Origin of the sequence: Herbaspirillum camelliae (genome assembly GCF_001929405.1) — a bacterium.
GTDB lineage: Bacteria > Pseudomonadota > Gammaproteobacteria > Burkholderiales > Burkholderiaceae_D > Herbaspirillum > Herbaspirillum seropedicae.
Genome location: NZ_KV880769.1, coordinates 4,960,111 through 4,976,370 on the forward strand (window position 1 = coordinate 4,960,111; position 16,260 = coordinate 4,976,370).

The 16,260-nt window shown below is 62.3% G+C and carries 17 protein-coding genes; 2 read left to right on the forward strand and 15 right to left on the reverse strand.

Going from position 1 to position 16,260, the window contains the following annotated elements; genetic code table 11:
- Positions 1-30: 30 nt before the first annotated feature.
- From motB to BGK68_RS22185, 11 genes are all read right to left on the reverse strand, one after another.
- On the reverse strand, positions 31-969 hold the full coding sequence (motB, locus tag BGK68_RS22135; protein ID WP_075258837.1) for a flagellar motor protein MotB: 939 nt from the start codon (positions 967-969) through the stop codon (positions 31-33).
- Between the two features lie 56 nt (positions 970-1,025).
- A complete protein-coding gene (gene motA, locus BGK68_RS22140; protein ID WP_075258838.1) occupies positions 1,026-1,886 on the reverse strand; it encodes a flagellar motor stator protein MotA in 861 nt (286 codons plus the stop codon).
- A gap of 184 nt (positions 1,887-2,070) precedes the next feature.
- Complete coding sequence (locus BGK68_RS22145) at positions 2,071-2,865, reverse strand: class I SAM-dependent methyltransferase (RefSeq protein WP_075258839.1); 795 nt, start codon at positions 2,863-2,865, stop codon at positions 2,071-2,073.
- 61 nt (positions 2,866-2,926) lie between these two features.
- Entirely contained in the window at positions 2,927-3,529 is a 603-nt protein-coding gene (flhC, locus tag BGK68_RS22150) for a flagellar transcriptional regulator FlhC (RefSeq protein WP_013234946.1), read from the reverse strand.
- Positions 3,530-3,706: 177 nt separating this feature from the next.
- Positions 3,707-4,024, reverse strand: a complete 318-nt coding sequence (flhD, locus tag BGK68_RS22155; protein WP_008329990.1) for a flagellar transcriptional regulator FlhD — start codon at positions 4,022-4,024, stop codon at positions 3,707-3,709.
- 625 nt (positions 4,025-4,649) lie between these two features.
- Positions 4,650-5,828, reverse strand: a complete 1,179-nt coding sequence (locus BGK68_RS22160) for a cystathionine beta-lyase (protein ID WP_075258840.1) — start codon at positions 5,826-5,828, stop codon at positions 4,650-4,652.
- 120 nt (positions 5,829-5,948) lie between these two features.
- Positions 5,949-6,380, reverse strand: coding sequence for a hypothetical protein (locus BGK68_RS22165; RefSeq protein WP_075258841.1), 432 nt, complete (start codon positions 6,378-6,380; stop codon positions 5,949-5,951).
- Positions 6,380-7,756, reverse strand: coding sequence for a 30S ribosomal protein S12 methylthiotransferase RimO (gene rimO, locus BGK68_RS22170; RefSeq protein ID WP_075258842.1), 1,377 nt, complete (start codon positions 7,754-7,756; stop codon positions 6,380-6,382). Before rimO ends, BGK68_RS22165 begins: the two co-directional genes overlap by 1 nt.
- Positions 7,757-7,955: 199 nt before the next feature.
- Complete coding sequence (gene phaR / locus BGK68_RS22175) at positions 7,956-8,522, reverse strand: polyhydroxyalkanoate synthesis repressor PhaR (protein ID WP_075258843.1); 567 nt, start codon at positions 8,520-8,522, stop codon at positions 7,956-7,958.
- A 328-nt stretch (positions 8,523-8,850) separates the two neighbouring features.
- Entirely contained in the window at positions 8,851-9,591 is a 741-nt protein-coding gene (locus tag BGK68_RS22180; protein ID WP_075258844.1) for a 3-ketoacyl-ACP reductase, read from the reverse strand.
- A gap of 260 nt (positions 9,592-9,851) precedes the next feature.
- Complete coding sequence (locus BGK68_RS22185; protein WP_075258845.1) at positions 9,852-11,663, reverse strand: PHA/PHB synthase family protein; 1,812 nt, start codon at positions 11,661-11,663, stop codon at positions 9,852-9,854.
- A 57-nt stretch (positions 11,664-11,720) separates the two neighbouring features.
- Here BGK68_RS22185 and BGK68_RS22190 point away from each other — a divergent pair, with 57 nt between their 5' ends.
- Positions 11,721-11,990 (forward strand): hypothetical protein, encoded by a 270-nt coding sequence (locus tag BGK68_RS22190; protein ID WP_075258846.1) that lies wholly within the window; start codon positions 11,721-11,723, stop codon positions 11,988-11,990.
- A 130-nt stretch (positions 11,991-12,120) separates the two neighbouring features.
- Here the strand turns inward: BGK68_RS22190 and BGK68_RS22195 are convergent, their stop codons facing one another.
- The gene (locus tag BGK68_RS22195; RefSeq protein ID WP_075258847.1) at positions 12,121-12,381 is read right to left on the reverse strand and encodes a hypothetical protein; all 261 of its coding nucleotides are present in this window, start codon (positions 12,379-12,381) and stop codon (positions 12,121-12,123) included.
- Positions 12,378-13,160, reverse strand: a complete 783-nt coding sequence (locus BGK68_RS22200; RefSeq protein WP_075258848.1) for a sulfite exporter TauE/SafE family protein — start codon at positions 13,158-13,160, stop codon at positions 12,378-12,380. Before BGK68_RS22200 ends, BGK68_RS22195 begins: the two co-directional genes overlap by 4 nt.
- Before the next feature lie 171 nt (positions 13,161-13,331).
- On the opposite strand from BGK68_RS22200, the gene BGK68_RS22205 reads away from it, so the two are divergent.
- The gene (locus tag BGK68_RS22205; protein ID WP_075258849.1) at positions 13,332-14,225 is read left to right on the forward strand and encodes a LysR substrate-binding domain-containing protein; all 894 of its coding nucleotides are present in this window, start codon (positions 13,332-13,334) and stop codon (positions 14,223-14,225) included.
- 64 nt (positions 14,226-14,289) lie between these two features.
- On the opposite strand, the gene pgeF is transcribed toward BGK68_RS22205, so the two are convergent.
- Positions 14,290-15,036: a peptidoglycan editing factor PgeF gene (gene pgeF, locus BGK68_RS22210; RefSeq protein ID WP_075258850.1), complete on the reverse strand. Its 747-nt coding sequence runs from the start codon at positions 15,034-15,036 to the stop codon at positions 14,290-14,292.
- A 12-nt stretch (positions 15,037-15,048) separates the two neighbouring features.
- Positions 15,049-16,164 (reverse strand): RluA family pseudouridine synthase, encoded by a 1,116-nt coding sequence (locus BGK68_RS22215; RefSeq protein ID WP_075258851.1) that lies wholly within the window; start codon positions 16,162-16,164, stop codon positions 15,049-15,051.
- Positions 16,165-16,260 lie beyond the last annotated feature (96 nt).

The window sequence follows — 16,260 nt, forward strand, 5'->3', positions numbered from 1 at the left end:
CTTCCCTTGTTCAAATGGAAAACACGTAGATCAATTCCGTGCAGGGACACTGAGGCCCTGCTGCACATCGCCATCGGTGGCGTCGGTGGGGACGTTGAGCGATCCGCTGTCCTTCTCCACCATTTCCTCGGCCTTCTTGTTCATGACGATGATGCTGATGCGGCGGTTGATCGGGTTGAACGGATCTTCCTTGTCCAGCAGCACCGCCGACGACAGGCCCACCACCCGCAATACCTTGGATTCATCCATGCCGCCGATGATCAGCTCGCGCCGCGAGGCATTGGCGCGGTCAGCCGACAGCTCCCAGTTGCTGTAGCCCTTCTCGCCCTTGGAATAAGGGGTTGCATCAGTGTGGCCGGACAGGCTGATCTTGTTGGGCACATCGTTGAGGGTACGGCCGATCTCGTGCAGGATTTCCTTGGTGTAGGGCTGCAACTGCGCGCTGGCCAGGGCAAACATGGGACGGTTCTTTTCGTCCACGATCTGGATGCGCAGGCCCTCGGAGGTGATATCGATCAACAGCTGGTTCTTGAACTGCTTGAGCGTGGGATTGGAATCGATCGCCTTTTCCAGTCGCGACTTCAGTTCTTCCAGCCGGGTGCGCTCCATCTTTTCCAGCTCTTGCTGGGCCTGCTTGAGGCTCTGCTTGCGCGCGGTGACATCGGTCTCGCCCTTGCGCAGCTGGCCGTCCGTGCGGGTCAGGTCCTTGCCGCCGCCAGGCAGCACGGTATTGGCGTCGCCACTGCCGGAACCGCCGGCCATAGCCACCTTCAGCGGCGTCTTGAAGTATTCGGCGATGCCGTTCAAGTCACCCTTGGCGGTGGAGCCCAGCAGCCACATCAGCAGGAAGAACGCCATCATCGCCGTGACGAAGTCGGCGTACGCAATCTTCCAGGCGCCGCCATGGTGACCACCGCCGCCCTTCTTGATGCGCTTAACGATTATGGGACGTAGCCCTTCGTCGGCCATGCCTTACTCCTGCTTCAATGCTGTAGATGTGTATCGGTCTGCCGCCAGTGGATGCATTACTTGCCCCTGGCTTGCTTGACGTGTTCTTCCAGCTCCAGGAAGGTCGGACGTTCGGTCGAGAACAGGACCTTGCGGCCGAATTCGATCGACAGCGCCGGCGCATAGCCATTGAGGCTGGCCAGCAGGGTCACCTTGACGCACTGGTAGATCTTGGTCGATTCGTGCAGCTTCTGTTCCAGGAGGCTGGAGAGCGGACCGACGAAGCCGTAGGCCAGCAGAATACCGAGGAAGGTACCCACCAGCGCGTGCGCGATCAGCATGCCCAGCTCGGAGGGCGGGATACCCACCGACTCCATGGTGTGGACCACGCCCATGACCGCCGCCACGATACCGAAGGCCGGCATGCCGTCGCCCAGCTTGGCGATGCAATGGACCGGGATCTCACCCTCGTGGTGGTGGGTCTCGATTTCGTTGTCCATCAGGTTTTCGATCTGGAAGGCATCCATGTTGCCCGACACCATCAGACGCAGGTAGTCGGTCATGAATTCGATCAGGTGATGGTCAGCCAGCACGCCAGGGTACTTGCTGAAGATGGGGCTGCTCTCAGGTTCTTCGATATCGCCTTCGATCGACATCAAGCCTTCCTTGCGGGACTTGGTGAGGATCTCGAAGAGCAGCGCCATGAGCTCCATGTAGAGCGCCTTGGTGTAGGTGGAGCCCTTGAACACAGTCGGCAGGGCCTTCAGCGTGGCCTTGATCGCCTTGCCGTTGTTACCGACCAGAAAGGCGCCCCCCGCGGCGCCGCCGATCATGAGCAGTTCGATTGGCTGGAACAGCGCCCCCAGGTGCCCACCCGCCATGGCAAAACCGCCGAAGACGGACGCCATGACCACGATATATCCAATGATGACTAACAAGTGCCTACTCCCGTCCCTGTGGCGTTGAGTGTATTTTCACGTTCATCAGATTACAGGTATTCCAATCAAGCAAATGAGGGAATACATATCCGAAAAACGCTCTTCCTTTTTGATTTACGGTCGAAGATGGGCAAACTTGAGACGTTACGTCTCGCTGCCCCTCCCCCGGCCATCGGAACATCCGCTACATCCGCCAGCCATGCAACACCGGCCCGCCCCCTTCTGGCTGGATCACCACATCCGGCGTCGCGCCCGGAATATGGAATTCATAGCTTAGCAACAGGGAGCCGGGCCGCATCTCGGCATGCGCCTTGCGCCACAGCGCCACCATCGCGGCGGGCGAGAGGTAGGCAAAAATCACGTCGTAGTCAGCAAAATCGAGTAACAGGTAATCACCCCGCACGAAACTGCAGCGATGCCGCCCCAGCGTGGCGCGCAAGCGGCTGACCAGCCAGGGCAAGGGGGCGATCTCGATGCCGATGAATTCGCTGTCGGGACGCCGGCGCGCCAGGTCCAGCACCGCGCCGCCCAGGCCGCTGCCGATATCCAGGAAGCGGATCGCCCGGTCTGCCGGCAACAAGCCCGCTACCGCATCCCACGCCGCCTGCCCCGAGGGGTAGAACGGCACCTGGCTGCGGAAGGTAGACCAGAACAGCAGCAGCATGAACAGGAATACCGCGAGGAACAACCACGAAGGCAAATGCAGACGCGCCACCCCCAGCGCCGCCAGCGGAAACACCAGCAGGATCACCCACCACCAGACCGCCATGCGACGCAGGCGCGCGGCCAATGCGGCCAGTACGCCGTGCAGCAGGGAAATCTCGATAGGGGAAAAAGCCGACAGGCCCATGCGCTGGCACAGCACATCGATCAGGTTGGCCCCGATCAGGCCCAGCACAAACAGCAACAGTGCCTGAATGGCCGGCGCCTGCCGCAGCGGACGGCGGCGCGCGCCGACGTGGTTCTGGTGTTCGGACATCAGTTCAAACGGCCCCTATTGCGGAGGCGACCTGCCGGGGCCGTTGCAATGCGCAGCTCCCTCAGGCGACCGCGGCCAGCGGCACAGCCACGGGTGCAGCCAGCGGCCTTGCCGCTTCCGCCAAGCCCAGCACCACGGCGTCCTTGGCCTTCTTGGTCTTGCCAGCGCGCGAGGGCATGTGGCACAGACCGCACAGGTAATCCTGATGCAGATCCAGACGATGCACGACGAAGTGGCCATTGCACTTGCAGCAGGGCGTGGTCATGAGCATCTTGCTTTCGAAGAAGCGCACCAGCGTCCATGCACGGGTCAGCGAGAGCACCGGTTCGCCAGCGTCGTTCTGGCCGACCTGTTCCAGATAGAGCTTGTAGGCCTTCATCACGGCTTCGATGCCACTGATGCGCGCATGCTCCACCAGGTAACGGTGAATATTGATGAACAGCGAAGAATGGATATTGGGCTGCCAGGTGATGAACCAGTCCGTCGAGAACGGCAGCATGCCCTTGGGCGGCGAAACCCCCTTCAATTCCTTGTACAACTTCAAGAGACGCTCACGCGACAGCGACGTCTCGGACTCAAGCAACTGGAGGCGCGCCCCCAGGTTGATCAATTCTATGGCCAACTGAATTTCCTGCGCCTCTGTGACAACGCTTTTCTTAGCCATGCTGCTACCCCCCGGTGATTTCGTAACAAAACTGCCTGACCCCAACCAGCTGCCATACACACGCAGCCAGCTTCAGGCTTTTATTCAAGACACAAACATCGAACTACTGCTGAACGTCCTCTCCCTCCGGCGCGTGTACATCCCCTGCACACACCGGGCCCTGCTCGTCTTGTTGTTTTACGAAATTTGTTCGCTGGGCTGACAGGCCATCAGGATGGCCGCATGCGACTGGGCCAGGCTCTTATCCTTGTTGTAATTGGTCAGCATGCCGAGGATGGCGCCATCGTCGAAACGGAAACGCGTCAACATCATGTTGGTCGCGGCCAGTTTCATGATCTGCACATTGGACAGGCCTTCGATCAGGTCGGCGATCTCCGCGCTGATGCCGAGGCGGAAGATCGCTGTCGGCTTGTCGGATCGGATCATCTGCTGCGCCAGCATGAGATAGCTCAGGTTGGCATCGCGGATTTCCGCCATCATGTCGTTGGTATTCATTTGCACCCCACCTCGGTAAGAATCTTGCGTTGCTTACAGTCGGTTACATTTACTTGACTGCAAGCCAATTCTGAGGGGGGCAGGACAGGCGGGAAATTAGACTTGGTCGGTATTTTTCGTCAGCGCCGAACCAGCGCGGTTCGTAGGAATTTGTCCTACAAATTTGAGATTATTCCTATATATTTTTCTTATTTCTTCTGAACAATTCAGTCCGTCTGCGACTTTCAGCGCCAATCAGGAATTTCCTGATCAAAAGGTTTCTAGCCTGAAATGCCGTTTTAAACTTGTCTTCCTGATAACGAAACACAATGTAAATTATGAGGCGATCCGGCTCGCTTGTTGTTGCAGGGCGACTAGCTCAGCCGCAAAAACCGTATTCCTGATGCATCAACAGCTGTGCTCAATGTACCGGCCTGCTCGCCAATACTTAAGAAAACTTGCGTTTTTTTACAAGCGCTTGCGCTTTTCTCGCCACAAATCCGACCTGAATCGAGAATGACTACCATTCTATGACCTCACAGCCGCGCTCAAAACGCCGATAAGAAGCAACATTTACCTTTATTCAATTTCTGGGCGGCAAACCCGCCGCCCAGCGGGCTGAACTGAGCTGAGCAGACGCAAAGCCTTACAGCCGCGCCAGCGCCTGCTCGATATCGGCAATCAGATCCTCGGGCGATTCCAGCCCGATATTGAAGCGCACCAGCTGTCCTTCGCGCATCCAGGCGCGCCGCATGCCCTTCATCCGGTACGGCACGCACAGACTGTGCGCCCCGCCCCAGCTGTAGCCGATCTTGAACAGGCGCAGGCTGTCGACGAAGCGGTCGGTCTGCTGCTCGACATAGCGCGGATCGAAGATGACCGAGAACAGGCCGCCTGCGCCGCTGAAGTCACGCTTCCAATGCACATGGCCAGGACAATCCTCGAAGGCCGGATGTAGCACCGCCACGATCTCCGGGCGCTGCTTGAGCCAGGCCGCCACCTTGCGCGCAGCCGCATCATGCGCGTCGAAACGCAGGCGCATCGACGACAGGCTGCGCAGCACCATATAGACGTCGTCCATGCCCACGCCGAAGCCCAGGCGCATGTGCGCCAGCTCCAGCTTTTCATTGAGCGCCTGGTCACGCACGATCACCGCCCCCATCAACACGTCCGAGCCGCCGGACTGGTACTTGGTGACGGCTTGCATGACGATGTCCACGCCGTGCTCGAAGGCCTTGAAGGCGATGCCGGCGGACCAGGTATTGTCGATGGCCACCAGCACGCCCTTGGCATGCGCCGCGCGGCACAGGGCCGGGATATCCGGCACTTCCATGGAGACGGAGCCGGGCGCCTCGGTCCAGACCAGGCGGGTATTGGGGCGGATCAGTTCGGCCAGCCCCTCGCCTATCATCGGGTCATAGAAGCGCGCCGTGATCTGGAAATCGCGCTCCAGCCACTGGCCCAGATCCTTGCTGGGGCCATAGACATTGTCGGGCAGCAGCACATCATCACCACTTTTGAGGAAAGCGAAGTTGACCATGGCGATGGCCGCCAGCCCGCTGGGCGTGACGCGGCAATAATTGCCGCCTTCGATCTCGGCCAGGCGGGCTTCCAGCACGAAGCTGGTCGGCGTACCATGCAAGCCATAGGTGTAACCGAGCTTTTCGCGCCAGTCGCGCGAGCGCATGGCGGCCACATCGGGAAAGAGGACGGTGGAAGCGTGGTGGATGCCCACCGGGAAGGCCTCGAAGCCATCCGGGGCGCGATAGCTGCTGTGAACCAGCGAAGTTTGCGGGGTAAGGGAAGTCTGCTTGGGGTCGGACACGAGTCTGCCTCTGGAAACGAGAGAGGCGCAGCAGGAAGCTGCGCGCAAAGGCTTCACTATACGCGCAGCGCGCCGGCGCCGGAAGGCGCTCGGCCCGGTGGAAACGCCCTCAGGCAGGACTCAGGGCAATTGCAGAGCGAAAGGCTTGGTGACCGCGCCGTCGGCGCTGGACCAGGTGCCGGTGATGGACTGGCCCTGGCGGCGCCCTTCCCACTGGCCAGAGACATCCTTGCCGTTGACCGACTCTTCCATGATGAGGTCGTCGCCGTCGACCTCCCCCGCCACCAGGATCTCAGGGGAACCGCCGAAGAAGAAGTAGCGCCCTTCCAGGCCATCTTCATTCTTCTTGGGTTGCAGCGAGAGCTGGATCTCTCGCCCATCGATCTGACCGCGCAAGACCAGGGCGTGCGTCATCAGGGTCTGCTGCAGGGAGCCCTCCGGAGCATTGGCTGCCGGACCGGATGAAGCGGCCTCCGAGAGCCCGGGCGCCGTAGCGCTCAATAGCACCAGCGCAGCCGCCAGCAGGCCACGCCGCAACATCAGGCTACGCATCACTCGGCCGCGCCCCACAGATCGTGGGCGTCGGCAGCGGTGATACGCACATCGACGAACTGGCCGACTTCGAGCTTGCGGTGCGGTTCGAAAGGCGGCTTGACGTAGACCACGCCATCGATCTCGGGCGCATCCGAATAGGTGCGGCCCGTGCCACCGTTGCGGTCCACCTCATCGATGAGCACGCGCAGGGTCTTGCCGACCTTGGCTTGCAGGCGCTTCTTGGAGATTTCTTCCTGCAGTTGCATGACACGGCCGCGGCGCTCTTCGCGCACTTCTTCGGGCACCGGATTGGCGATCTCGTTGGCAGTCGCGCCTTCCACCGGGGAATAGGCGAAGCAGCCCAGGCGATCGATCTCGGCTTCCTTCAGGAAGTCCAGCAGGTATTCGAACTCGGCCTCGGTCTCACCGGGGAAGCCAGCGATGAAGGTGGAACGGATCGTCAGGTCCGGGCACATGGCGCGCCAGGCCTGGATGCGCTCGATGTTCTTTTCGCCGTTGGCCGGACGCTTCATGCGCTTGAGCACATCCGGATGAGCGTGCTGCAGCGGCACGTCCAGGTAGGGCAGGATCTTGCCTTCGGCCATCATCGGAATGATCTGGTCCACGTGCGGGTACGGGTAGACGTAGTGCAGGCGCACCCACGCACCGTACTGCTGGGCCAGTTCGCCGAGCGCGCCGACCAGCTGGGTCATGTGGGTCTTGACCGGCTTGCCGTTCCAGAATCCCGTGCGGAATTTCACGTCCACGCCATAGGCGCTGGTGTCCTGCGAGATCACCAGCAATTCCTTCACACCGGCCTTGAAGAGGTTCTCGGCTTCCAGCATCACATCGGCGATGGGACGCGAGACCAGGTCGCCGCGCATGGAGGGGATGATGCAGAAGCTGCAGCGATGGTTGCAGCCTTCGGAAATCTTCAGGTAGGCAAAGTGCTTGGGCGTGAGCTTGACGCCCTGCGGCGGCACCAGGTCGATGAAGGGGGCATGCGGCTTGGGCAGGTGCTTGTGCACTGCCTGCATGACCTCGCCCACGGCGTGCGGGCCGGTCACTTCCAGGACCTTGGGGTGGATCTTCTGGATGATGTCCTCGCCGTCGGCATCCTTCTTGGCGCCCAGGCAGCCGGTCACGATGACCTTGCCGTTCTCGTTCAGGGCTTCGCCGATGGCGTCCAGCGACTCCTGCACGGCGGCGTCGATGAAGCCGCAGGTATTGACGATCACCAGGTCGGCACCGTCATAGGACTTGGCGGTATCGTAGCCTTCGGCGCGCAGCTGGGTCAGGATCTGTTCGGAATCGACCAGCGCCTTGGGGCAGCCGAGGGAGACGAAACCGACCTTGGGCAGGGCCGGGGTGGCGGGAGAAGACGGGTTGGACATGGCAGATGGCTCAATGAGACAGGCCGGGAAACGGCCGGAAAAGACGGAAAAACCGAAAAAGGCTTTAAAAATCAGGGCGCTATTGTACATCGTCCGCCCAGTTGCGCCGGATTTTGCGTTATCCAGGCAACACCACAGGCCGCGCCACAAAAACAAAACGGCCCACACGGGGCCGTTGCGGCAGGGAGCGGGAAGCCCCTTACTTCTTCTGGTCCGGCGGCGTACCAGTTGCGCCGAAGGGGAAGGTGCCGAACATGTTCTTGGTCTGGCTCTGCATCTGCTCCTGCATCTGGATGAACAGGTTCTTGCTCTGCTCGATGTAGTTGCTCATCATGCCCTGCATCATCGGACCTTGCACGTTCATGAACTGGGTCCACATCTCCGGGCTGAAGGGCTTGCCTTCGTAGAAACCTTTGGAGTTCTCGGCCAGCTTGTTCTGGATGTCGATGAAGGTCTGGATGTTCTTTTCCAGGTAGTTGCCCATCATGCCCTGCATGGCGTGGCCATAGTAGCGGATGATCTGCGAGAGCGCGCCACTGGAGAACATCGGCACGCCATGCGACTCTTCTTCCAGGATGATCTGCAACAGGATGCTGCGGGTCAGGTCGTCGCCGCTCTTGGCATCGACGACGGTGAATTCCTCATTGTCCAGCACCAGCTGCTTGACGTCGGTCAAGGTGATGTAGGAACTGGTCTGGGTGTCGTAAAGACGGCGATTGGGGTATTTCTTGATCAAGCGATCTGCCGAATTTTTTGCAGTAGTCATCTGAAGTCCAGTCTCTCTCATTACAGCCGTTTGACGGCCTTGGTTTGCAGCGGTTGCGGGCCGCGTCGCTGCGTTCCCGACCCGCGGGCGTCCGGGGCATTGATCTTGCCCTCTCCTTGCTTCTTCTACTGTGTTGCCTGCCGTGTTGCAGCTTGCTCCGCCGTGGCGGAACTTTGCCACCTGCTTTTTGCAGGGCAGCAACGCAGGCCATTATAGGGGGGAAGACAAGAAAATGGGGAGCCCATTCATGCCTGGCGGAGAAAATCCCCGCCAGTGAGAAGCCGGACGCGGCGATGCACCGCGTCCGGCCCCATCCAGCGACTGCCGGTCAGCCCATGTAGAGGCCGCCGTTGAGGGAGAAGTCCGAACCGGTGGCGTAGCCGCCTTCGGACGAGGCGATCCAGGCGACGATGGAGGCGATTTCCTCCGGCTCGCCCAGGCGCTTGACGGGGATGCCCGAGACGATCTTCTCCAGCACTTCCGGACGGATCGCGCGCACCATATCGGTACCGATGTAACCCGGCGAGACAGTGTTGACGGTCACGCCCTTGGTCGCCACTTCCTGCGCCAGCGCCATGGTGAAGCCGTGGATGCCGGCCTTGGCGGTGGAGTAGTTGGTCTGGCCGAACTGGCCCTTCTGGCCGTTGACCGACGAGATGTTGATGATGCGACCGAAACCGCGCTCGCACATGCCTTCGATGACTTGCTTGGTGACGTTGAAGAGCGAGTTCAGGTTGGTGTCGATGACGGCGTCCCAGTCGTCCTTGCTCATCTTGCGGAACTGGCCGTCGCGGGTGATGCCGGCGTTGTTGACCAGCACGTCCACTTCACCGATCTCGGCGCGCACCTTCTCGAAGGCGGCCTTGGTCGACTCCCAGTTGGAGACGTTGCCTTCGGATGCGTGGATGTCGAAGCCCTGTTCGCGCATCGTGGCGATCCACTTGTCCTTGCGCGCGGAATTGGGGCCGCAGCCGGCCACCACGGTGTAACCGTCCTTGCACAGACGGGTGCAGATAGCGGTCCCGATGCCGCCCATGCCACCGGTCACATATGCGATACGCTTGCTCATTTGCTGCCTCCTTATTGGATGGTGATTATTGGGGTACTACCCTGCACCCCTGTTTCGCGTCTGCTGTGCGCCGCATTGGTCGGGAGGCCGCGTCTTGACTGGCTTCCCTGTATTGGTCCGACCTGCGCCGCCGCGGATGCGGCGCTGGCCGTCTCTCTCTGTCGGCGGCTCCGGCATGGCCGGGTCACCGCCCTCTTCTTTATCACCGCCGGCTTCTGGTCCCTCCCCTGGCCGGCTGGCTGATTGCTTCAGGCCGCCAGCTAGTCGGCCTTGACCTTGACGTAGCGACCCGGGGCCGGCTCGATGTGCTTGTAGCGCGTGGAACCGGCTGCCTTGGGCGCGGCCACCTTGCGCCCGCCATGCTTGGCCAGGAACGCCGCCCACTGCCCCCACCAGCTGCCGGGATGCTCGGTGGCGCCCGCCAGCCAGGCGTCGGCATCGCTGCCGGCCTTGGCCTTGTCGTTGATCCAGTAGTTGCGCTTGTTCTTGGAGGCCGGATTGATCACGCCGGCAATGTGGCCCGACGCCCCCAGCACGAAGCGGTTGTTGCTGCGCTTGGCGGTGTTGATCAGGCCCAGCGAGGCATAGGCGGACTTCCACGGCACGATGTGGTCATCGCGCGAAGCGTAGATGAAGGCCGGCGCATTGATCTTGCGCAGGTCGATCTTCTCGCCGCCCACCGTCAGGCGACCGGGCTCCTTGAGCGCGTTCTCCAGGTACATGTGCCGCAGGTAGTAGCAGAACATGGGGCCCGGCAGATTGGTGCTGTCGGCATTCCAGTACAGCAGGTCGAAGGCGCTCGGCTTCTCGCCCTTGAGGTAATTGGATTCGACGTAGTTCCACAGCAGGTCATTGGGACGCAGGCTGGAGAAGGCGCTGGCAAAATCGCGCCCGGCCATCAGGCCGCGCTGGCCGATCATCTGCTCGCGCAGGGCCAGTTGCATCTCGTCGATGTAGACATCGATGGCGCCGGTGTCGGAGAAATCGAGGAAGGTGGTCAACAGCGTGAGGCTGGCCACCGGGTCTTCGCCACGGGCAGCCAGCAGGGCCAGCGCGCAGGAGAGGATGGTGCCGCCCACGCAGAAGCCCAGCGCATTGATCTGCGGCTGCTTGCTGATTTCCTGGACGATGTGGATGGAGCGCACCACGGCGTCGTCCACGTACTGGTCCCAGGTGGCGGTCTCGACGGCGGCGTCGGCATTGCGCCAGGAGATCAGGAACACCGTATGGCCCTGCTCCACCGTATAGCGCACCAGCGAATTGTGCGGCTGCAGGTCGAGGATGTAGAACTTGTTGATGCACGGCGGCACGATCAGCAGCGGCACTTCGTGCACGGTCTTGGTCAGCGGCTTGTACTGGATCAGCTGGAACAGCTCGTTCTCGAAGATCACCGAACCCTCGCTGGCGCCGACATCGCGACCCACCTCGAAGGCAGTCTCGTCGGTCTGCGAGACGTGGCCCTTCTGCAGGTCGGCCAGCAATTGCGCGATGCCCTTGGTCAGGCTCTCGCCGCGCGTCTCGAGGATCTTCTGCTGGGCCACCGGGTTGGTGGCCAGGAAGTTGGCCGGCGACATCGCATCAATCATCTGCTGCACTGCAAAACGCAGCTTGTGACGCACCTTCTCATTGCCTTGCACCGCATCGGCCAGGGCCTGCAGGAAGCGCGAATTGAGCTGGTAGGCGGCAGCCTGGAATGCGAAGTAGGGATGTTCCTGCCAGGCCGGGGCCGACAGGCGGCGATCGGTGATGGCCGGCGTCTTGGCCGCCAGCATGGACTGCCACAGCGCACCGAACTGCTGGGTATAGTCCTGCTGCAGGCGCACCAGTTCGGCCGGGTCGATGGTCGCGCCGTTCTCAGCGAGCTGCTTGAGAAACGCTGTCGGATCGACCTGGCTGGCCGTGGGCGGCACGCCCATGGCGGCAAAGCCAGGGAAAGCCTGGGCCGGTGGCTTGAATTGGGCGAACTGGGATTGGAATTGCGACTGCAGAGCGGTCCAGAACTTCGGATCGGACATCTGTGCCAGCCACGCGGATACATCGGGAGAGGGTTGCTGCGGATTCTGCTTGTTCATGCTCGGATCTGCAATTTTCGCGTATCTTTACGGTTTGTATCGAAGCGCCATTTCACCATGTACATCGTCGCTATCGCATGGCTCTACGTCGTTCTCATGATGTCGATCACCGAACAGTCAGCAGTCGCTGGCGTAGCCACTTTCCTGCTGTACGGGATATTTCCCTTGACCGTTGTTTTATACCTGATGGGTACGCCGCAACGCAAGCGGAATCGTCAAAAGAAGGCGAAATTGAAAGCTGGCCGCAAGGAAGAGGCTGGATATGACAGCACGATGAAACGCGAGCACCAGGACGACGGACAAGATGCCGACACACCGCCCCGCTGAATGACGGGCAGCGACACGGAGCCGCAAAGACTAACAAAACTGCTCCCCGGCAATTCAGTGGCATGCGTCTGCAGCCCTTGCCACAGGCCGGTTTGCGCAGCGCAACATCCATCATCCCGGGACCAGAAACTCAGTTTTTGAGATCACGCCGCAGGTCGATGCGGCCATAGCGGTGTTTCAGTACAGCAAGCATGTCGCGCAAGACGGCCGATCCGCGCCAGGGAGGAGAGACATAGGCCATACGTAACTGCACGATGTCACTTTCACGTAACTCACAGTCAAGCATGGCGATCATGCTGCCCTCCAGGTAGGCATACACATGGACTTCGTTGGGCTGGCGCTCGCGCGGCCCCTCGATCTTCCAGACTGCCGGCAGGCGCGATGCGTTCATGGAGCACCTCCCTGGCGCAGCAGCGCCGATGCCAGATGCAGACCCAGCAGCAATAATCCGATGAAGAAGCAGCGGCGGAAGGTGACTGCCTGCACCCTGCCACGTACGCGCGCTCCGATGGACATGCCCAACAGCGCCGGCAGCAGCAGCACCAGCGAAGCCCAGCCTACGCCACCGCTGAAGGCTCCGCCCTGCCCCAGGTTGATCGCCAGGGCCAGCGTGGAGACCGTGAAGGATAGCCCCAAGGCCTGGATCAGTTGTTCGCGCGGCAAGCCCAGCGCCTGCAGGTAGGGCACGGCGGGAATGACGAACACGCCAGTGGCCGCGGTCACCAGCCCGGTCGCCAGGCCGACCGCAGGCGACCACCACTTCTCCTGCGCCGGACTCACGGACGGTGTCCAGGAAGCCAGCCCGGCCAGCGCATAGAGCACCAGCGCCAGGCCCAGCACGATGATGGCGCGGCGGCCGCCATCGGCGTTCATGAAGCTGCCGCCGGCCAGCGTGCCCAGCACGATGCCGGCCAGCAGCGTCCACAGGCGCCGCAGCAGCACGCCCAAGGCGCCGCCGGTGAACAACTGCCAGCCATTGGTCACCATGGACGGCACGATCAGCAAGGCCGCTGCCTGCACCGGCGGCATCATCAGGCTCAGCAAGCCCACCGCCACGGTCGGCAAGCCCAGACCAATGACACCCTTGACGAAGCCGGCCAGCAGGAACACAGCCAGGCTGGCCGCCAGCACGGTAGCGCTCATGTCGATGCTGGAAAGGAAGCTGCTCATGACGAAAATGGAAAAGCGCCCTGCGGCGGGAAAGGTTGAGAAGGCTTGGAAGGCTGGCAAGTCTTCGAAGGCTTACCAGTCTGCCAGTCCTCGCGCCGACTGGAAATGTGGAATACACTTAGCCAGCCTTCGGCCAGGACGAAGGCTCATTTCTCCCCTCCCCCCTCTTCCATGAGCAACCGATTCGAACTATCCGACCTGCGCCTGTTCCTGCACATCGTCGAGAGCGGCAGCATCACCGGCGGGGCGCAGCGCGCCCACATGGCGCTGGCCTCGGCCAGTGCGCGCATCCGCAACATGGAAGACGCGCTGGGCACACCCTTGCTGGAACGCGGCCGGCGCGGCGTGCAGACCACCGACGCCGGACGGGCGCTGGCGCATCATGCGCGCATGATGGCGCAGCAGATGGAACAACTGCGTGATGAACTGGGCCAGTACGCGCGCGGCCTCAAGGGCCACATCCGCCTGCTGTGCAATACCTCGGCCATGACCGAGTTCCTGCCGGAGGTGTTGGCGCGCTTCCTGGCGCAGCACCCGCATACCGATATCGAGCTGGAAGAAAAACTGAGCTATGAAGTGGTGCAGGCCGTCGTCGATGGCGTGGCCGACGTCGGCATCATTGCCGACTCTACCGACAGCGGCCCGCTGCAGACCTATCCCTTCCGCCAGGACCACCTGGTGGCGGTATTATCCAAACGCCATCCCCTGGCGCGCCGCAAGTCGCTGGCCTTTGCCGAACTGCTGGGCGAGGATTTCGTCGGCCTGTCCGGCGACAGCGCCTTGCAGCAGCACCTCTCGGGCCACGCCACCCGCGCCGGCAAGCGCCTGCAATACCGGGTGCGCCTGCGCAGCTTCGATGGCATCTGCCGCATGGTCGAACATCAGGTGGGCGTAGCCGTGGTGCCGGAGACAGCGGCCCTGGCCAGCACGCCCCACATGGATATCCGCGCCATCCCGCTCTCCGATGGCTGGAGCCGACGCCAGTTGCTGATCTGCGTGCGCGGCTTGGAGGGCTTGCCCAGCCACACCCGCGAACTGATCCAGGCGCTGCAGGCGCATCCCTGAGCCCATGAAAAAAGGCGGCTGCAAGAGCCGCCCTGATGGGTCACTTCAGTTCCGTGAGATCACATCACTTCAGCCAGATCAGCGAAGCCATCCGCCCCGTGGTCTTGTCACGCCGGTAGGAATAGAAGCGCGTATCGGCCACGGTGCACAGGCCGCCGCCACTGACCTCGGTCACCCCCACGGTGGCCAGCCGCTGGCACGCCAACTGGTAGATGTCGGCCAGGTACTTGCCGGGGCGGCCAGGATAATCGCGGAAGGCGCTGGCCGCCGCAGCCTGCTGCTCCATGAAAGCCAGCCTGACCTCGCCACCGACCTCGAAGTGATCCGGACCAATGGCCGGGCCCAGCCAGGCCATGATGTCTTGCGCACCCCGCGCGCGCATGGCGGCTACGGTGTGCTCCAGCACTCCGGCCGCCAGCCCGCGCCAGCCGGCATGAGCCGCGCCCACCACACTGCCGGCACGGTCGCAGAACAGCACCGGCAGGCAATCGGCCGTCATCATCACGCACACCGCGCCGGGGGTGCTGCTGATGCAGGCATCGGCCATGGGCTGATCGGGCAGCGCGGCAGCGTCGAGCACGGTCACGCCATGCACCTGCGTGAGCCACGCCGGCTCGCTGGGCAAGAGCCGGCCCAGCAGCGCGCGATTGCACGCCACCAGGGCCGCATCGTCTTCCACATGCAGGCCCAGGTTCAGGCCGGGGCCGCCCTGCCCGTCATCATAGGGGGCAGGACTGAAGCCGCCAGCGCGCAAGGTGGTCAGCGCGCCGATGTTGGCTGGCGCAGTCCAGTCAGGCAGAAGCAGTTCCATGGTGCGGGCGCCTCAATAATCGTCATCGAAGTCATCGTCGCTGATGACCTCGTCGGGCTCGTCGCTCATCTCGGGGATGATCGCCAGCGCCGGATCAATGCCGGCGCGTTGCAGCAGCGCCACGATGTCCTCGGGCAGCGGCGCCGCCCACTGGCGGAACTTGCCCGTGCTCGGGTGCAGCAGTCCCAGACGCCCGGCCAGCAAGGCCTGGCGGGGGAAGACCGAGACCAGGTGATGCTTGCCATAGAGCGCATCCCCCACCAGCGGGAAACCCAGCGATTGCAGGTGCACGCGGATCTGGTGGGTGCGTCCGGTTTCCAGACGGCAATGGATCAGACTGACCGGCTTGCGATCGATCTCGCCGGTGGCCAGGCGGCGGTAATGGGTCACTGCGGGCTTGGCGCGCATGCTCTGCGACACCGCCATCTTGATGCGATCACGCGGATGACGGGCCATGGGCGCATTGATGGTGCCAGAGAGCTGCGGCAGCCCCCACACCAGGGCCAGATACTGGCGCTTCATGCTGCGCGCCTGCAACTGGCGCACCAGATCGGTCTGGGCGGCCAGGGTCTTGGCCACCACCATGATGCCGCTGGTGTCCTTGTCCAGCCGGTGCACGATGCCTGCGCGCGGCACCTTGGCCAACGCCGGGCAGTGGTGCAGCAGGCCATTCAGGAGCGTGCCGCTCCAGTTGCCGGCGGCAGGATGCACCACCAGGCCGGCCGGCTTGTTCAGGACGATCAGGGCCTTGTCCTCGTGCAGGATGTCCAGCGCCATCGGCTCGGGGCCATAGGGCTGGTCGGCGGGGACGGACTGCGGGGCCACCTCCACCAGCTCATCGCCCAGCATGGTCATCTTGGCCTTGGCCGGCGCACCGTTGACGGTCACATGGCCATCCTCGATCCATTGCTGGATGCGGCTGCGGGAAAACTCGGGCAGCAGGCCCGAGAGCACCTTGTCCAGGCGCTGCCCGATGACCTCATCGTCCAGGCGCAGGGTGAGTGGCTCCAGGCCGGGGCCGTTTTCGTCGCCGTCACTCTGGTCGTCGTCGAAATCGTCCACCTGCGGGAGGTCGGTAGTCATTGGCACATCGCCATTTGTAATCTGAAGGGGTTTCTTACGTGACATCAGCTATAATCGCCGGATCGGGTTGATTGTATTTCGGGTATCGATGCAGCCGGCTCGGGTAGGCGCACAGCGCCATGCACAACTGATAAGTCCCAG